General features: G+C 63.0%; 17 protein-coding genes. 9 read left to right on the top strand and 8 right to left on the bottom strand.

All coding sequences use genetic code 11. The features are described from left to right. The 3 genes from AC1DUU_RS08785 to chrA form a co-directional block, all read left to right on the top strand. The coding region (locus AC1DUU_RS08785; RefSeq protein WP_476783036.1) for a sulfite exporter TauE/SafE family protein at window positions 1–731 on the top strand (731 nt) is incomplete at its 5' end. A gap of 148 nt (window positions 732–879) precedes the next feature. Then, window positions 880–1,683: a chromate resistance protein ChrB domain-containing protein gene (locus tag AC1DUU_RS08780; protein WP_476783037.1), complete on the top strand. Its 804-nt coding sequence runs from the start codon at window positions 880–882 to the stop codon at window positions 1,681–1,683. A gap of 1 nt (window position 1,684) precedes the next feature. Next, window positions 1,685–3,022, top strand: coding sequence for a chromate efflux transporter (gene chrA / locus AC1DUU_RS08775; protein ID WP_476783035.1), 1,338 nt, complete (start codon window positions 1,685–1,687; stop codon window positions 3,020–3,022). 2 nt (window positions 3,023–3,024) lie between these two features. Here the strand turns inward: chrA and AC1DUU_RS08770 are convergent, their stop codons facing one another. The 6 genes from AC1DUU_RS08770 to lgt all read right to left on the bottom strand — a co-directional run bounded on the left by AC1DUU_RS08770 (window position 3,025) and on the right by lgt (window position 8,692). Beyond that, the gene (locus AC1DUU_RS08770; RefSeq protein ID WP_476783034.1) at window positions 3,025–3,960 is read right to left on the bottom strand and encodes a ribose-phosphate pyrophosphokinase; all 936 of its coding nucleotides are present in this window, start codon (window positions 3,958–3,960) and stop codon (window positions 3,025–3,027) included. A gap of 113 nt (window positions 3,961–4,073) precedes the next feature. Beyond that, window positions 4,074–4,664, bottom strand: coding sequence for a hypothetical protein (locus tag AC1DUU_RS08765; protein WP_476783033.1), 591 nt, complete (start codon window positions 4,662–4,664; stop codon window positions 4,074–4,076). 43 nt (window positions 4,665–4,707) lie between these two features. After that, window positions 4,708–5,859: a M24 family metallopeptidase gene (locus tag AC1DUU_RS08760; protein WP_476783032.1), complete on the bottom strand. Its 1,152-nt coding sequence runs from the start codon at window positions 5,857–5,859 to the stop codon at window positions 4,708–4,710. A gap of 4 nt (window positions 5,860–5,863) precedes the next feature. Further along, window positions 5,864–6,655 (bottom strand): peptidoglycan editing factor PgeF, encoded by a 792-nt coding sequence (gene pgeF / locus AC1DUU_RS08755; protein ID WP_476783031.1) that lies wholly within the window; start codon window positions 6,653–6,655, stop codon window positions 5,864–5,866. A gap of 106 nt (window positions 6,656–6,761) precedes the next feature. Next, window positions 6,762–7,841: a class I SAM-dependent methyltransferase gene (locus AC1DUU_RS08750; RefSeq protein WP_476783030.1), complete on the bottom strand. Its 1,080-nt coding sequence runs from the start codon at window positions 7,839–7,841 to the stop codon at window positions 6,762–6,764. Continuing rightward, entirely contained in the window at window positions 7,838–8,692 is an 855-nt protein-coding gene (lgt, locus tag AC1DUU_RS08745) for a prolipoprotein diacylglyceryl transferase (RefSeq protein ID WP_476783029.1), read from the bottom strand. The genes AC1DUU_RS08750 and lgt overlap by 4 nt, the downstream gene beginning before the upstream one ends. A 202-nt stretch (window positions 8,693–8,894) precedes the next feature. Between lgt and AC1DUU_RS08740 the strand changes: the two genes are divergently transcribed. The 3 genes from AC1DUU_RS08740 to AC1DUU_RS08730 all read left to right on the top strand — a co-directional run bounded on the left by AC1DUU_RS08740 (window position 8,895) and on the right by AC1DUU_RS08730 (window position 10,398). Further along, a complete protein-coding gene (locus AC1DUU_RS08740) occupies window positions 8,895–9,209 on the top strand; it encodes an accessory factor UbiK family protein (protein WP_476783028.1) in 315 nt (104 codons plus the stop codon). Between the two features lie 320 nt (window positions 9,210–9,529). After that, window positions 9,530–10,030: a type III secretion system chaperone family protein gene (locus AC1DUU_RS08735; RefSeq protein ID WP_214389781.1), complete on the top strand. Its 501-nt coding sequence runs from the start codon at window positions 9,530–9,532 to the stop codon at window positions 10,028–10,030. Between the two features lie 8 nt (window positions 10,031–10,038). Then, the gene (locus AC1DUU_RS08730) at window positions 10,039–10,398 is read left to right on the top strand and encodes a tRNA-binding protein (protein WP_476783027.1); all 360 of its coding nucleotides are present in this window, start codon (window positions 10,039–10,041) and stop codon (window positions 10,396–10,398) included. On the opposite strand, the gene AC1DUU_RS08725 is transcribed toward AC1DUU_RS08730, so the two are convergent. Beyond that, a complete protein-coding gene (locus AC1DUU_RS08725) occupies window positions 10,395–11,399 on the bottom strand; it encodes a glycosyltransferase family 4 protein (RefSeq protein ID WP_476783026.1) in 1,005 nt (334 codons plus the stop codon). The genes AC1DUU_RS08730 and AC1DUU_RS08725 overlap by 4 nt on opposite strands. A 311-nt stretch (window positions 11,400–11,710) precedes the next feature. On the opposite strand from AC1DUU_RS08725, the gene AC1DUU_RS08720 reads away from it, so the two are divergent. The 3 genes from AC1DUU_RS08720 to AC1DUU_RS08710 all read left to right on the top strand — a co-directional run bounded on the left by AC1DUU_RS08720 (window position 11,711) and on the right by AC1DUU_RS08710 (window position 14,355). Then, a complete protein-coding gene (locus AC1DUU_RS08720; RefSeq protein WP_476783025.1) occupies window positions 11,711–12,559 on the top strand; it encodes a MetQ/NlpA family ABC transporter substrate-binding protein in 849 nt (282 codons plus the stop codon). 73 nt (window positions 12,560–12,632) lie between these two features. Continuing rightward, window positions 12,633–13,718, top strand: coding sequence for a methionine ABC transporter ATP-binding protein (locus AC1DUU_RS08715; RefSeq protein WP_476783024.1), 1,086 nt, complete (start codon window positions 12,633–12,635; stop codon window positions 13,716–13,718). After that, the gene (locus AC1DUU_RS08710) at window positions 13,699–14,355 is read left to right on the top strand and encodes a methionine ABC transporter permease (RefSeq protein ID WP_476783023.1); all 657 of its coding nucleotides are present in this window, start codon (window positions 13,699–13,701) and stop codon (window positions 14,353–14,355) included. Before AC1DUU_RS08715 ends, AC1DUU_RS08710 begins: the two co-directional genes overlap by 20 nt. Before the next feature lie 3 nt (window positions 14,356–14,358). On the opposite strand, the gene AC1DUU_RS08705 is transcribed toward AC1DUU_RS08710, so the two are convergent. Continuing rightward, the coding region (locus AC1DUU_RS08705; protein ID WP_476783022.1) for an ATP-binding protein at window positions 14,359–15,307 on the bottom strand (949 nt) is incomplete at its 5' end.

Here is a 15,307-nt window from a genome sequence, read left to right as displayed (position 1 = left end):
CCACTATCCTTGTGCTTGTCGTGGCTGCGTTCGTCGCAGGCTGCGCCCGCGGCTTCTCCGGTTTCGGCGGCGCGCTGATTTTCGTGCCGGTGGCAAGCTCGCTGGTCGGAGCCAAGCTTGCGGTGCCGCTGCTCTTGATCGTCGACCTCGTGCTGACCCCGGGGCTCATCCCGAATGCGTGGCGAAACGCCGACCGCGCCAATGTCGGCGTCATGGCGCTCGGAGCGGTCATCGGCGTGCCAGCCGGCACCTATATGCTCAGCCATGTCGACGGCGTGGTGATCCGCTGGGGCATCGTCGTCATCGTGGTTGCGCTGCTCGCCTTGTTGATGTCGGGCTGGCGCTATCACGGCCGCCCTCACGCCAGCCTGACCGCTGCCGTCGGCGCGACCTCGGGGCTGTTTTCGGGCGCCGCCCAGGTCGGCGGACCGCCTGTCGTCGCCTACTGGCTCGGCGGCGCCTTCCTGCCGCAGACGGTGCGTGCCAACATCGTGCTCTACTTTGCCATATCGAGCGTGCTGTCGATCGTAAGCTATTTGGTCGCTGGGCTGCTGACCTGGGAGACAGTGGGCCTTTCACTGACGATCGGACCGACCTTCGCTGCGGGACTTTTCATCGGCTCGCGCCTATTCAGCCGCGCCAACGAGACCACGTTCCGCCGCATCTGCTACGGCTTGATCGCGACGGCGGCGATCATCGGGCTGCCCGTGCTGGACGGCGTGCTGCGCTGATTGGGGAATGCGTGCGCCGGCCCTTAGCCGTTGAAGACGGGTCTGCTTTCAACTAGAATTCACAAACCGGGGGCATGGTGGACTCCCCGTGAGGCGCGAGCCCAAGTTCCGCCTTCGCTAGCTATGCGGAGGAAAAACCATGCCTCGTATGATTTCGCCCCAACAATTGATCCCGCTCATCGGCACCGATAGCTGCCCGCTGATCATCGACGTGCGCAGGGCAGACGCCTTTGCCACATCGCCGACACGCATCGCCGGCGCTCTGTGGCGCGACCACATGAAGTCGGACGAATGGCTGCCGCAACTGCCAGCTGGGCGCGAACTGGTTGTCTATTGTGCCCACGGCCACAATGTCAGCGAGATCGCAGTCGCGCGTCTGACGGCTGCAGGCGCCAATGTTTCGATGCTCGAAGGCGGCATGGATGCGTGGATTGCGGCGGGGGGATTGCTTGTTGCCCGCGAGGCGCGGGGTATCGTACCCGGATTGCCGCAGCCGAGCGTTTGGGTGACGCGGTCACGGCCGAAGATCGACCGCATCGCCTGCCCATGGCTGATCCGGCGCTTCATCGACCCGCTGGCGATCTTTCATTTCGTCACAGCCGAGTGGGTCAAGGATGTCGCCGACGAGACCGGGGCCATACCCTACGACATCAAGGACGTGCATTATTCGCATCGCGGCGACGAATGCACATTCGACACGCTGATATCGGAGTTCGGCCTGACCGATCCCGCACTGCTTCATCTTGCCAGGATCGTGCGCGGCGCCGACACCGCGCGGATGGATCTGGAGCCGGAGGCTGCGGGGCTGCTCGCCATATCGTTGGGCCTTTCGGCGATCGAGAGCAACGATCTCGCTCAACTGGAAAAGGGCATGACGATTTACGATGCGCTCTACGGCTGGTGCCGCTATGCGACGGCGGAAACCCACAATTGGCCGGCAAAGGCGATCTGACATGGACATGACTTCAAGCGGGGCGGCTCGCCCGTCCTTTGCCGAAGCCGTGCGCGTCTTCGCCAAGATCGGCCTGTTGTCTTTCGGCGGGCCGGCTGGGCAGATCGCGTTGATGCACCGCATCCTCGTCGGCGAGAAGCGCTGGCTCGACGAGCCACGCTTCCTGCATGCCCTCAACTACTGCATGCTGTTGCCGGGACCGGAGGCGATGCAACTTGCGACCTATGCCGGCTGGTTGCTGCACGGCGTCAGGGGAGGGCTTGTCGCCGGGCTGCTGTTCGTGTTGCCGGGTGCTCTCGTCATCACCGCGCTGTCGGCGATTTATTTGACCGTTGGCCATGTTACGCTTGTGCAGGGATTGCTGTTCGGCCTCAAGGCGTCGGTGCTGGCCGTCGTGCTCGAAGCGCTGATCAAGGTGTCGAGGCGGGCGCTGAAGAGCAGTTTGATGGTGACGCTGGCGATCGCGGCCTTCATTGCCATCGCTTTTCTCAAGCTGCCGTTCCCGCTGATCATTGCGGTGGCGGCGCTCATCGGGGCGGTGACGCATTTGCTCGGCGGCAACTCCAGCAAGACGTCGGCCGACGCCGAGCCGGAAATCGCCTATGCCATGCCGGAATGGACACGACCGAGCGCCCGGCGGTTCTTCTCCACGCTCGCTGTCTGGCTGGCGATCTGGTTCGTGCCGCTGATCGTGTTGTGGCAGCTGCTTGGGCCCGGTCACGTCTTCACCACCGAAGCCACGTTCTTTTCCAAGATGGCGGCGGTGACCTTCGGTGGCGCCTATGCGGTGCTTGCCTATGTCGCCCAGCAGGCAGTCGAGGTGCATGGCTGGCTGAAGCCGGATGAGATGCTCACCGGCCTAGGCCTCGCCGAAACGACACCGGGTCCGCTGATCCTGGTTTTGGTCTTCGTCGGTTTCCTTGGCGGAGCCAGGCTTTCCGGCCTTGCCCCTCTTGCAGGCGGTGGCGCAGGGGCGGTGGTGACGCTGTGGTTCACCTTCGTCCCGTGCTTTTTGTGGATTTTCGTCGGTGCGCCCTATGTCGAGACGGTACGCAATGTGCGCTGGCTGGCAAGCGCGCTGTCTGCGGTCACCGCAGCCGTTGTCGGCATCATCGCCAACCTTGCGGTGTGGTTTGCGCTGCATGTGCTGTTTGGCAATGTCGGCGAGATGKATTTCGGGCCGTTCGCGCTACCGGTGCTGGATTTCAGGAGCTTCGATGCGGCCGCGGCAATCATCGCGGTTGCGGCAGGCGTGTCGCTGATCCGCTACCACGCCAACATGATCGTCGTGCTCGCCATCTCGGCGATTGCCGGGATGGCCTGGCAATTAGCGCTGTAACGTCAGTCGAACAGGCTCGATACCGACTCTTCGGTCGCCGTGCGCGAGATCGCTTCGCCGATCAGGTCGCCGATCGAAACGACCCGGATGTTGTGGGCGTCCATCACCGCCTGGGTCGGCTGGATCGAGTCGGTGATGACCAGTTCCTGCAGCTGCGAGCCGCTGATGCGGGCAGCCGCACCGCCCGAAAGCACGCCATGGGTGATGTAGGCGGTGACGCTGGTGGCGCCCTTGGCGAGCAGCGCGTCGGCCGCGTTGCATAGTGTGCCGCCGGAATCGACGATGTCGTCGATGAGCAGGCAGTCCTTGCCATGCACTTCGCCGATGACGTTCATCACCTCGGATTCACCTGGGCGTTCGCGGCGCTTGTCGACGATGGCGAGCTGGGCGTCGATGCGCTTGGCGAGCGCACGGGCACGCACCACGCCACCGACGTCGGGCGAAACCACCATGACGTTGTTGAGCTGCTTGTACTTGGCCTTGACGTCGCGGGCCATGACCGGGATCGAGAAGAGATTGTCCGTCGGGATATCGAAGAAGCCCTGGATCTGGCCGGCGTGCAGGTCGAGCGTGAGCACGCGATTGGCGCCGGCACGCGCGATCATGTTGGCGACGAGCTTGGCGGAGATCGGCGTGCGGCCCGAAGCGCGGCGATCCTGCCGGGCGTAGCCGAAATAAGGAATGACCGCCGTGATGCGTCGTGCCGACGAACGCATGAAGGCGTCGATCATGATGAGAAGTTCCATCAGGTGATCGTTGGTCGGGAATGCGGTCGACTGGAGGATGAAGACATCCTCGCCGCGCACGTTCTCTTGGATCTCGACAAAGATCTCCTGGTCAGCGAAGCGCCTGACGCTTGCCTTGCCCAGCGGAATGTTGAGATAGCGAGCGACAGCTTCTGCTAGCAYCCGGTTGGAATTGCCCGCGAAGAGTTTCATACGCCGATCCTGGAAATGAATATGAGCGGGCTTTTAGCGGCCTTGAGCCGTATTGCAAGCGGACTCGCTGCTGAATCCCAAAAAAGCGACATCGTGGCGCGGAATGTCGCGGCCTAACCCGGTTTCGCCGCCAGCCAGTCGGCCAGCTGATCGATGGTGCTGTCGGCTATCGACTGCATGGTCGCGGGTGCCACCGTGGGCCACCCGTCGCCGCTGCCGCTCGATGCCGCCGTCTTTTGGCCGTTGATGCGGTGAAGCCTTGTGCCGGCCGGATCGTAGACGTCCCAGACGTAAACGACTGTCGTGTCCTTGCCTTCGGTCATCGCCGAGAAATAGCCGCGCATGATGATGCCGGGCGGCGTCGTGTCGGTGCTGCCGGCAAGCGCGATGCCGCGTGCACGTGCCCGAATGCCGAGCTGCTGGGTCAGTGGCGTCGCCGCCTCGACCGGGGTGCCGACGATGGGGGCGAATTGCACGCGTGTCTTGGTGGCGACGGCTGCCGTCTGCGCCGGAACAGCCGTGGCGGCAACAGTGGCAGCACCCGTCACTGGCGGCGCCGCGACATCGGTGYCCTCGATCTTGGCAAGTGCGTTCGACTGCTCCGTCGGTGCGATGGCCGAGGGCTCGAGCACGTCCTTGGAGCTGTTGCAGGCAGAAAGGGCGAGCACGGACAGGCCTGCCGCGCCCACAAACCAACGTTTCATCTGACCGAACTCCATGACAAACGCCCCTCAGCGTTCATCGCAATCACCGTACGATCAAGTCGAGATCATGGCGGGAAAGCGGCTTGGGCGCGGATTCGGTGGTCAGATAGGTTCGGCCGAGCGTCATTGCGGTTTCGGTTTCCGAATCCATGATGATCATGTGAGCGAACAAAGTCATATTTGGTGCGATCGGCTCGGTATTGCCTTGGTAGAACATCGGCATATCCATCCAGGACGGGGCAAAGCGCGCACCGACCGAGTAACCGCAAGCGTTGAGCCTGTGCTTGGTCAGCCCATGCACTTCCAGCGCTTTGGCGTGCGCATCGAACACGTCGCCGAATGTGTTGCTCGGCGTCATCGCCTTTTCGACCGCGACCAGTGCGGCAAGCGAAGCATCGTAAAGTTCCTGATGGCGCTTGGACACCTTGCCGGTCAGCGCTGTCCGCATCATCGGGGCATGGTAGTGATGGAACACACCGGCCCATTCGAGCGTCAGCTGGTCGTTCTTGTTGAGCTTGCGGCGGCCGGCCTTGTAGCGGCAGAGCAAAGCGTCGATGCCCGAGCCGATGATGAATTCGTTGGCGGGATAGTCGCCGCCGCCGGCAAAGATCGCGCCTTGCATGGCTGCCAGGATCTTGGCTTCGTCACCACCCTGCTTGATCAGCGGCAGCGCCGCATCGAGCGCGTCGTCGGCAAGACCGGCGGCCTTTTCGGCCTTTTCGATCTCGGCCGGGCTCTTGAACAGGCGTAGGCGACCGACGATGCCCGAGGCGTCGACGATCTGGCCGAAGGTCTGGAGCTGTTCGTCAAGGCGGCGACCGTTGAAGGCGGTCAGCCCATGAGTGTCGTACTCGACGCCGACGCGGGTGCCGAGCAGGCCAAGGTCGTTGAGCAGGTTGCGCAGGTCGAGCGTCGGGTTGGCGTTGTCGCGGTCGGTCCACAAGACGATGTTTTCGATGATCGAAGTGTGGCGCGCCTGGCGCAAATCGGCCGAACGCGTCAAAAGCGTCATCGAGCCGTCGGCCTTGACCACCAGGGACTGGAAGAAGCAGAAGCCGAACGTGTCGTAGCCGGTCAGCCAGTACATGCTCTCCTGCGCGAACAGCAGGACGGCGTCGAGCTTCTTTTCGGCCATCTCGATCATCAGCCGGTCGCGGCGGGCGTCGAATTCGGTTCGTTCGAAATGCAGCGCCATGCTTTCAGTCCTCCAGTGCTATTGCCGAAATCTGCCGTCCGTAATCTGCTTCCTTCCGGTGCGTGGTGCGCCGGTAGGAATAAAAAAGCTTTTCTTCCGCGTAGGTGCAGCGGTTCAAGGCCGATGCGGTGACGCCGGCGCTGCGCAGCCGGTCGACGGTGTAGAGGTTGAGGTCGAACATCGAATGGCCCGCATTGGCCGAGGGCGCGAAGTAGCGCGTATTGCCGGCATCCGCTTCGACGAAGCGGGCGACGAATTCCGGGCCGACCTCGTAATTGGCGGCGCTGATCGAAGGGCCGAGCACGGCAAGGATGCGCTCGCGCCTGGCACCAAGTTTTTCCATGGCGGTGACAGTATTTTCGAGCACGCCTGTGAAAGCACCCTTCCAGCCGGCATGGGCCGCACCGATGATGTGCGCTTCAGGGTCAGTGAAAAGCACCGGACCGCAATCGGCCGAGGAGGCGCCAAGGGCGATGCCTGGCCGGTCGGTGACGATGGCGTCAGCCTTGGGGCGAGCACCTGAAAATGGCCCGGTGGCCACGATCACGTCGGGTGAATGGACCTGGTAGAGGCTGAGCAAATGGTCTGCCGGTACGCCCATCCAGGCGGCGACGCGGCGGCGATTCTCGATGACCCGCGCCTGATCGTCGTCTGAGCCGACGCCAATGTTCAAGCCTTCGTAGATGCCTTCGGAGACCCCGCCGATGCGGGTGAAATAACCGTGGCGGATGCCATTGGCCTCCGCGCTGGCGAGCAAGTTGGACCGGATTGGATCCGGTTTCGAGTCGTTCAGCATTGCCGCCTTGTCTTCTCCAGGTGCGATTTCGTCAAGGCCAAGCCCCACTTMGCCGACCCGTTTTGCTGTTGCGAGCGCGGACAGTGGGGCAGCGGCAAGCTCGCTGTCAACTGACGGGCGGGAAGGGAAGTTTTGTGCCAGCGGGTGCGACCGCGATCACCTTGAACAAGGTGCCCATCGCGTCGGGGTCAGCGAGGCGCTCGACCTCGGACTGGATTTTTTCACGCGTCGCGTCGTCCGCATTGGCGCCAAGCTTGCCAGCGCGTTCGAGCAGGCCGAGGGCAAGCAGGAATTCGGCCTGTGTCCCAAGCTGTGCGTCGAGGCCATGGGCTTTTGCAGCTCTGCCAAGGGCGGAAAAGTCGACATGCGAGGTGAGGTCCGCTTCGCCGGGTGTTGCCAGCACGTCTTCGTATCGATGCTCGCGCAGCGCCTGCAGTGTGTCGCCAATGCCTGGGCTGAGATGGCCGTAGTCGAAGAACAGCCCGGCGCCACCCGAAGCAGCGATGCGCTCGGCAATGGCTTCCATGGTCGCTGTCCGGGCAGGGGCGAATTCGTAGATCGAGCCTCCAGGCGCGTCTGCTGCCTCGGCGGGCAGGAGTGCCGCCTCGATGGTTGCTGGGCCAGTCACGAAAACCAGCTCGCCCGTCTCGTCGATGCCGATGGCGCGCTCGCGCCATTMCGCACCGATCTTGACGAACTGGCGGGTCGGGATGGCGTCGAACAACTCATTGCCGACGATGAACAGTGGCGCGTCGGGCAGGGAGGATACCGTCTCGTGCCAGGCTATCTCTGCGCCGCTGGCGGCGAGGGTCTGCTTCTGGATTTCGCGCAGGCGGGGGCTGGTTTCGATCAACGCAACATTCGCGACAAAAGCCGCATCGAGCTTTTGCAACACCCGCAGCATGTCCTTCATCAACGTGCCGCGCCCAGGGCCGATCTCGGCCAGCGTCGCGTTTGCCGGCCGGCCTGATGTCTGCCATGCCGCGTAGAGCCAGACGGCGACGAGCTCGCCGAACATCTGGCTGATTTCGGGCGCGGTGGTGAAGTCGCCAGCCGCCCCGAATGGTTCGCGTGTCGTGTAGTAGCCGTCGGTCGGGTCAAACAGGCACAGCGCCATGTAGTCGGCGAYGCCTATCGGCCCCGACGCGGCGATCAGGCTGGTCATGCGCTTTTTGAGCGCGGTCATGCCGGCCTTACGGCTTGGGTCACCGGCTTGGCCGACAGCATCGCCCATACTCCGATCAGCACCATCGGCACCGAAAGCACCATGCCCATGGTCAGCCAGCCGCCGAGGAGATAGCCGATCTGTTGATCGGGCTCGCGGAAGAACTCGACGAAGATGCGGGACAGGCCGTAGCCGCAAACGAAGGCACCGGCGATGAAGCGCGGCGTCTTGAGCTTCAGGCGCGAGTGGGTGAGGAAGCGCAGAACGAGGAACAGCACCAGGCCTTCGAGCAGCGCCTCATAAAGCTGGCTCGGATGGCGCAGGAATGGCCCGCCGGTAGGGAACTCGATCGCCCATGGCACATTTGTGACCCGGCCCCAGAGCTCGGAATTGATGAAGTTGGCGACACGAACGAGGCCCAAGCCAACCGGCACGCCGGCGGCAACGACGTCGATCAGCGACCAGACGAGGATGCCGTGCTTGCGGGCGAACAGGAACATGGCGATCGTCACGCCGAGCAATCCGCCATGAAACGACATGCCGCCTTGCCAGACCGCGAAGATGTCGAGCGGATTTGAGATGTAGCGGGCGAGGTCGTAAAACAGGATGTAGCCGATGCGGCCGCCAAGCACCACGCCGGCCGCCGCCCAGACAAGGAAATCGTCGAGGGCTTCGGGCTTCATCGGCAAGATGYCGTTCGGCCACAGGCGGGTATTGGTCACCAGCCGCTTGCCGTACCACCAGGCAAAAAGAATGCCGACGACATAACCCAGCCCGTACCAGTGGATGGCCAGCGGCCCGAACTGGACGATGACCGGGTCGATGTTGGGAAAGGGCAGGGCTGCCAAAGGCAGGGCAAGGTACGCGCTCAAATCAGTCTCCAAGGCCGGCAATGCGGCGGACCATGCGGCAGGCTTTTGGCAGGGTCAAGGCAGGCAAGCCTGAGGTAACCGAGATGTCATTGCATGAGAAATGGCATTTTTGCCGCGCCTTTTGGCGCAGTGACGAAGTGCCGAGACCCTTGCATTCCAGGCCTTGCCCTACTACGTCGAATGGACAACGCGAGGGTTTGCCATGACGACCGGACCGAACCGCATTCTGGATGAGTTCGCCAAGCTGATGACCGATGCCGCAGGCGCTGCGCAGGGCGTCAAGCGCGAGGTTGAAACCGCGTTCCGCTCGCAGGCCGAACGGGCGATGAATTCGCTCGAACTGGTGCAGCGCGAAGAGTTCGAGGCCGTCCGCGACATGGCGATCAAAGCACGTGCCGAGAACAAGGCTTTGACCGCCCGCATCGAGGCACTTGAGGCCCAGCTCGCCGGCCGCAGCAGTGAAAGCGACGACAAGGCCTCACCGGCGGCGTCGCCGAAGCCTCGTACAAAGAAATAAATCGTTAACTTTTCCACAAAGCACAATCCGAAAAAGTGCTTTGTCGTGAATCGCTTACCGGCGCTTGATGAATCATCGCCGTAGCCTGTTTCCACATCCTAATGGGGTGGTGCGAAAAATTGGGCTGTTCACGATACTCCCGATCAATACACTGAATTTGTTGCATGATTCGTAACTGGGTCATGCACCCGGATGGAGCGGTCCGGCTGGGGGTATTGAGTCTGGCAGCGCTGGTCGTCCGAGTTCAAGAATAAGTTTGTTCGTCGTGTGTGCCCTTTGCGCGGAGCGCGATGGCGCTCCCGGAACGACAGGAAGCATTTATGGAACTTCTCGAACTCGAGTTCTCGCGCGAAATCCACCCGGTGGATGTTATCGAGCAGGTGGCTCACAACAACGACTGGTCATTCGAGCGTGCCGGCGATGACGAAATCTCGATTTCAGTTGTCGGCAACTGGACCGAATACCAGGTCTCGTTCTCCTGGATGGAGGATTTTGAGGCCCTACATCTGGCCTGTGCTTTCGACGTGAAAGTGCCGGAAAGCCGCACGCTTGAAATCCTCAGGCTTTTGTCGCTGATCAATGAGCAGATGCTGTTTGGTCATTTCGATCTCTGGGAGACTGAAGGCGCGATCATGTTCCGCCAGTCGCTGCTGCTTGCCGGTGGCGTCGAACCGACCAGCCAGCAGGTCGAAGTCCTGCTGTCTTCGGCGCTCGAAGCCTGCGAGTGCTATTTCCAGGCGTTCCAGTTCGTCGTCTGGTCGGGCACTTCGGCCAAGGATGCGCTGGCGAGCGTGCTGTTTGAAACGCACGGTAACGCCTGAGACTGCCTATGAGTTCGCACAACGAGCGCAAGCCCGAGATCACTTTCGCGGATTTCGACAAGGTCGATATCCGCACCGGCACGATCGTCGAGGTCGAGCCGTATCCCGAGGCGCGCAAGCCGGCGTTCAAGCTGAAGATCGATTTCGGCGCCGAGATCGGCGTCAAGAAATCGTCGGCGCAGATCACCAAATATTATACGCCCGAAACACTTGTCGGGCGGCAAGTGTTTGCCGTCGTCAACTTCCCGCCGCGCCAGATCGGCAAGTTCATGTCGGAAGTGCTGACGCTCGGTTTTCCCGACGCAGACGGCGACGTCGTTCTCGGCGCTGTTGAGCGCAAGGTGCCGGACGGCGGCCGCCTGTTTTAGGCGGTGTAGGCCGCCTTCACATTGTCCAGGAACATTTCTGCACAGGCGCTCCAAGTGTAGCGCATCGCGCGCTCGCGGGCTTCCGCGCGGTCGATCTTGAGCGCGGCGTGCGCCGCCTCGCGCAAATCCTCCGCAACCACTCCGCCTACACCATCGCCGATGATGTCGATTGGCCCGGTCACCGGATAGGCGGCGACCGGCGTGCCGCTGGCCAGCGCCTCGATGATGACATTGCCAAAGGTGTCGGTGCGGCTCGGGAAGACGAAGACGTCGGCGGAGGCGTAGATCTCGGCGAGTTCGTCGCTTGGCCGGCGGCCGAGGAAATGCGCTTGCGGGTATTTCGCCTTCAACCTTTCCAGTTGCGGCCCGTCGCCGACCAGCACCTTGGTGCCAGGCAGGTCGAGGTCGAGGAAGGCGGGCAGGTTCTTCTCCACCGCTATGCGCCCAACGCACAAGAAAATCGGGCGGGGAAGATCGATCACTGTCCTCTTGCCCGGATGGAAGTGGTTGATGTCGACGCCGCGCGTCCAGGGGCGCAGCTTTTCGAAGCCGCGCGAGGCGAGATCGTCGGCGAGCGACTGGGTCGCGACCATGCAGCCCTGACCGGAATTGTGGAACTTGCGCAGCAGCCCATAGCTCCAGCTCTCGGGCAGCGGCAGGCGGGCGCTGACATATTCGGGAAAGCGGGTGTGGTAGCTGGTGGTGAATGGGCGCTTGCGGGCCAAACAGTAGCGCCGCGCCATCATGCCGAGTGGCCCTTCGGTCACCAGGTGTATGTGGTCGGGTCGTCGCTCCTCGATGATGCGCGCGACTTGGCCCGGCGTGGTCAGCGCCAGCCGGATGTCGGGGTAAGTCGGCATCGGCAAGGTGCGGAAGATGTTCGGCGTCAGGAAATCGGCTTCGGCGTCGAACGCTTTCAGCGCTTCGGAAAGCCGTTCGAGCGTGTGGACCACGCCGTTGATCTGCGGTTTCCAGGCGTCGGTGACCATCAGGATACGCAAGAAATGTCTTCCCTGTTGCCCCGCGCGCCCAGCCAGCAGTCACCAGCCAGGAATCAGCGGCGGTCCCGTTCGATGCGGCCGCTTTTGACCAGCTTTGCATGACGCRCCGATGACGGTGCCGCTCTTCGCAACTGCGAAGGCCGGGTCAGTTCTGCTCGAAGGCGCATTTTCTTTGAGACGATATTCCTGCCTTTGGGCGGGCCAAGGAATTCGGTCCTTTGCTGAACGACCCCGCTTTGCCGAGGATATGGGCAAGCTTCGCAACCAGCGGAGCGATCCATCCTCCCAACGGCGCTCAGCGAGAGTTCAAAATGACCGAGATCACCAAGTCCCACCTTCATCAGCGACCGGCCAGCCGGCGCACGGCACTTGCGGCGCTGCTTGCGTCCGTCGTCACCGTCATCGGCTTCACCTTGYCGCATCAGGCCTTGGCGGAAGACAAGACCGCGATCAAGGTCGGCATCATCTCCGGGGAGGACGAGGACGTCTGGCGCGTGGTCAAGGCCGAGGCCGCCAAGCAGGGGCTGACTGTCGAGACCGTGGTATTCAACGACTACACCCAGCCCAACGAGGCGCTGGAGCGTGGCGATATCGACGCCAACGCCTTCCAGCACCAGCCTTATCTCGACAACCAGATCAAGACCCAGGGCTACCATATCACCCCGGTCGGCTACACCGGTCTGTGGCCCATCGGGCTCTATTCCAAGAAGCACACCAAGCTCGAAGACCTGCCGGAAGCCGCAGTGATCGGCGTGCCCAATGACCCCTCCAACGAGGGCCGGGCGCTACGCGTGCTTGCCAACACCGGCGTCATCAAGCTGAAGGACGGCACCGGCATCCTGGCGACCGTCGCCGATGTCGTGGAAAATCCCAAGAAGTTCGAGATCAAGGAACTCGATGCCGGCATCGTCGGCCGTTCGGTCGAGGACCTCGATGCGGCCGTGGTCAACACCGATTGGGCACTGAAGAGTGGGCTGAGCGCTGAAAACCGCATCTCGCAGGAACCTGTGGCCGACAATCCCTACCGCAACTTCATCGCGGTCAAGACCGGCAACGAGAACGAAGGCTGGGTCAAGAAACTGGTCGCCGCCTACCAGAACGAGACCGTCAAGGCCGAGTTCGACCGCGTCTACAAGGGCACCGGCGTCAGCGCCTATTGATCGCCCAAAGGGCTTTAGCACAGGCGGCTCGCTTTTTTGGCGGGCCGCTTTTCCACATTGTCAGGGGATTTTCATGACCCAGCATTTTGCGACCATCGAGGGGGCGCTGCCGCTTGCCCACGATGCGCCAGCCGACGACGTCATCCGTCTTGTCGACCTCGAGCGCCGCTTCGGCGAAACGGCGGCGGTGGACGGCGTGTCGCTGTCCGTGCGCAAGGGCGAGATCCTTGGCATCATCGGGCGCAGCGGCGCCGGCAAGTCGACGCTGATCCGCTGCCTGAACGGGCTGGAGCGGCCCGACGCCGGGCAGGTGTTCATCGAAGGCCGCGAGATATCAGGCTTGAGCGAACGCGAGTTGCAGCCGCTGAGGCGGCGCATCGGCATGATCTTCCAGCACTTCAACCTGCTGTCGGCGAAGACTGTCGAGGAAAACGTCGCGCTGCCGCTCAAGATCGAGGGCCGACCCAGAGCTGAGCGTTTCAAGCGCGCCGCCGAGCTGCTCGAACTCGTCGGCCTCTCCGACAAGGCAAGTGCCTATCCGGCGTCACTGTCAGGCGGGCAAAAGCAACGCGTCGGTATTGCGCGTGCGCTCGCCGCGCGCCCGGCGGTGCTGCTTTCGGACGAGGCAACATCGGCGCTCGACCCCGAGACGACGCGCTCGATCCTGTCGCTGCTCAAGGACATCAACCATAAGCTCGGGCTGACCATCATGCTCATCACGCATGAGATGGAGGTGATCCGCAGCATTGCCGACCGCGTGGCGGTGATCGATGCAGGCCGCATTGTCGAGCAGGGGCCAGTGTGGTCGGTCTTCGCCGACCCGAAGTCCGAGGTGACGCGCAGCCTGTTGGGCGGCATCCGCCCGCAACTCCCCGAGGCGTTGGCGGCCCAACTCCGCTCCAGCGGTAGTGAGGCGATCTTGCGGGTCGACATTTCTGGTGAAGCGGCACGCCGTCCGCTGTTGGCGGAACTGGCGACGTTGATCCCTGGCCTGTTCCGCCTGATCCATGGCGGCATCGATCATATTCAGGGCGAGCCGGTGGGCACGCTGTTTGTCGGCGTTATCACTGCAACCGGCGTCACTGCGACTGCCGTCGAAATCTTGAATGCCCGGGGTGCGCGGGTGGAGGTGCTTGGCTATGTCTCAGACGATGTTTGATCTGCTGCTGCGCTCGCTGTGGGAGACGGTGCTGATGACGGCGGCATCGGGGCTGATCTCGCTGCTGTTTGGCCTGCCGCTGGGACTGGCGCTTGTCGCCACCGACCGGGGCGGCATTGCCGAGCAGCCTTGGGTCAACCGGATCCTTGGCGCTGTGGTTAATGGCTTCCGCTCGGTGCCCTTCATCATCCTGCTCGTCGCGCTCATCCCGCTGACGCGGCTGATCGTCGGCACTTCGATCGGCACCTGGGCGGCGATCGTGCCTCTTTCGATTGCCGCCACGCCCTATTATGCGCRCATCGCCGAAGTGTCGCTGCGCGAGGTCGACCGTGGCCTGATCGAGGCCGTGCGGGCCATGGGCGGCGGCCGCTGGGCCATCATCCGCGAGGTGCTGGTGCCCGAAGCGTTGCCCGGCATCGTTGCGGGCTTCACAGTCACGCTGGTGACCCTGGTCGGTGCCTCCGCCATGGCGGGTGCCATCGGTGCGGGCGGACTCGGCGACCTAGCCATCCGCTACGGCTACCAGCGTTTCGAAACGGCGGTGATGGTCGCGGTGGTGGTCGTGTTGATCGTGCTTGTCTGTGGCATCCAGTGGATCGGCGACCGGCTGGTGGCGCGGCTAGACCACCGCGCCTAGGTTTTATGCCGGCACGCGGATCATAGCGCGCAGGCCGCCGAGCGGGCTGTCGCTGAGCTTGATGTCGCCGCCATGGCTGCGCGCGATATCGCGGGCAATCGCCAGTCCTAGACCGGTCCCGGTCGAATCGAGATTGCGCGCCTCGTCGAGCCGGTAGAACGGCTTGAACACTTCTTCGCGCTTTTCCTCGGGAATGCCGGGGCCATTGTCGTCGACCATGACGACCAGCATGCCGCGATCGTGGATGGCCTTGACCTCGACTTCCTTGGCATAGCGGAAGGCGTTGCCAACGACGTTCTGCAACAGTCGGGTGAAGGCGTTGGGGCGGACGTGCACTTCGGGTTCGCCGACAAGCGTCACCTTGAGCTTGCGCTTGCGCAGTCGGGCTTCCTCGCCAAGCTTGTCGAGATAGCTGGAGAGATCGAAGCGGCCGGGGTCCTCCGATGCTTCGCCGCGGGCGAAGGCGAGATAGGCTTCGAGCATAGACTGCATGTCGTCGACATCCTGGCTCAGCGCCTCGCGGTCGATCTTGCTCCCCGACAGAGCGAGCTGCAGCTTGAAGCGCGTCAGGATGGTGCGCAGATCGTGGCTGACGCCGGTCAGCATCGCCGTGCGCTGGTCGATCTGGCGTTCGATGCGCTCTCGCATCTGGATGAAGGCAAAGCCGGCGCGCCGCACTTCCTCGGCACCGCGCGGCCGGAAATTGGGTGGCATCGGCCGGCCCTTGCCAAAGCTTTCGGCAGCCTCGGTGAGCTGCAGGATCGGGCGTATCTGGTTGCGCAGGAAAGGAATGGCGATCGTCAAGAGCACCAGCGATGTGCCCACCATCCACAACAGGAAGATGTGGGTGTTGGACGCATAGGCCTGGCTGCGGCGGACGAAGACGCGCAGCACCTTGTCGTTGAGCTGGACGCGCACCTCAACGATGTTGGAGTTGCCGACGGTGTCGAGC

It is taken from the genome of Aminobacter sp. P4_H6_2 (genome assembly GCF_056400805.1).
This window is presented reverse-complemented; position numbering and strand designations above follow the sequence as displayed.

Bases quoted from the DNA above. Each gene is read 5' to 3' on its own strand.
- AC1DUU_RS08735 (WP_214389781.1), top strand. From the start codon at position 9,530: ATGGAACTTCTCGAACTCGAGTTCTCGCGCGAAATCCACCCGGTGGAT.
- AC1DUU_RS08740 (WP_476783028.1), top strand. From the start codon at position 8,895: ATGACGACCGGACCGAACCGCATTCTGGATGAGTTCGCCAAGCTGATG.
- AC1DUU_RS08760 (WP_476783032.1), bottom strand. From the start codon at position 5,859: ATGGCGCTGCATTTCGAACGAACCGAATTCGACGCCCGCCGCGACCGG.
- AC1DUU_RS08730 (WP_476783027.1), top strand. From the start codon at position 10,039: ATGAGTTCGCACAACGAGCGCAAGCCCGAGATCACTTTCGCGGATTTC.
- pgeF (WP_476783031.1), bottom strand. From the start codon at position 6,655: ATGCTGAACGACTCGAAACCGGATCCAATCCGGTCCAACTTGCTCGCC.
- AC1DUU_RS08780 (WP_476783037.1), top strand. From the start codon at position 880: ATGATTTCGCCCCAACAATTGATCCCGCTCATCGGCACCGATAGCTGC.
- AC1DUU_RS08715 (WP_476783024.1), top strand. From the start codon at position 12,633: ATGACCCAGCATTTTGCGACCATCGAGGGGGCGCTGCCGCTTGCCCAC.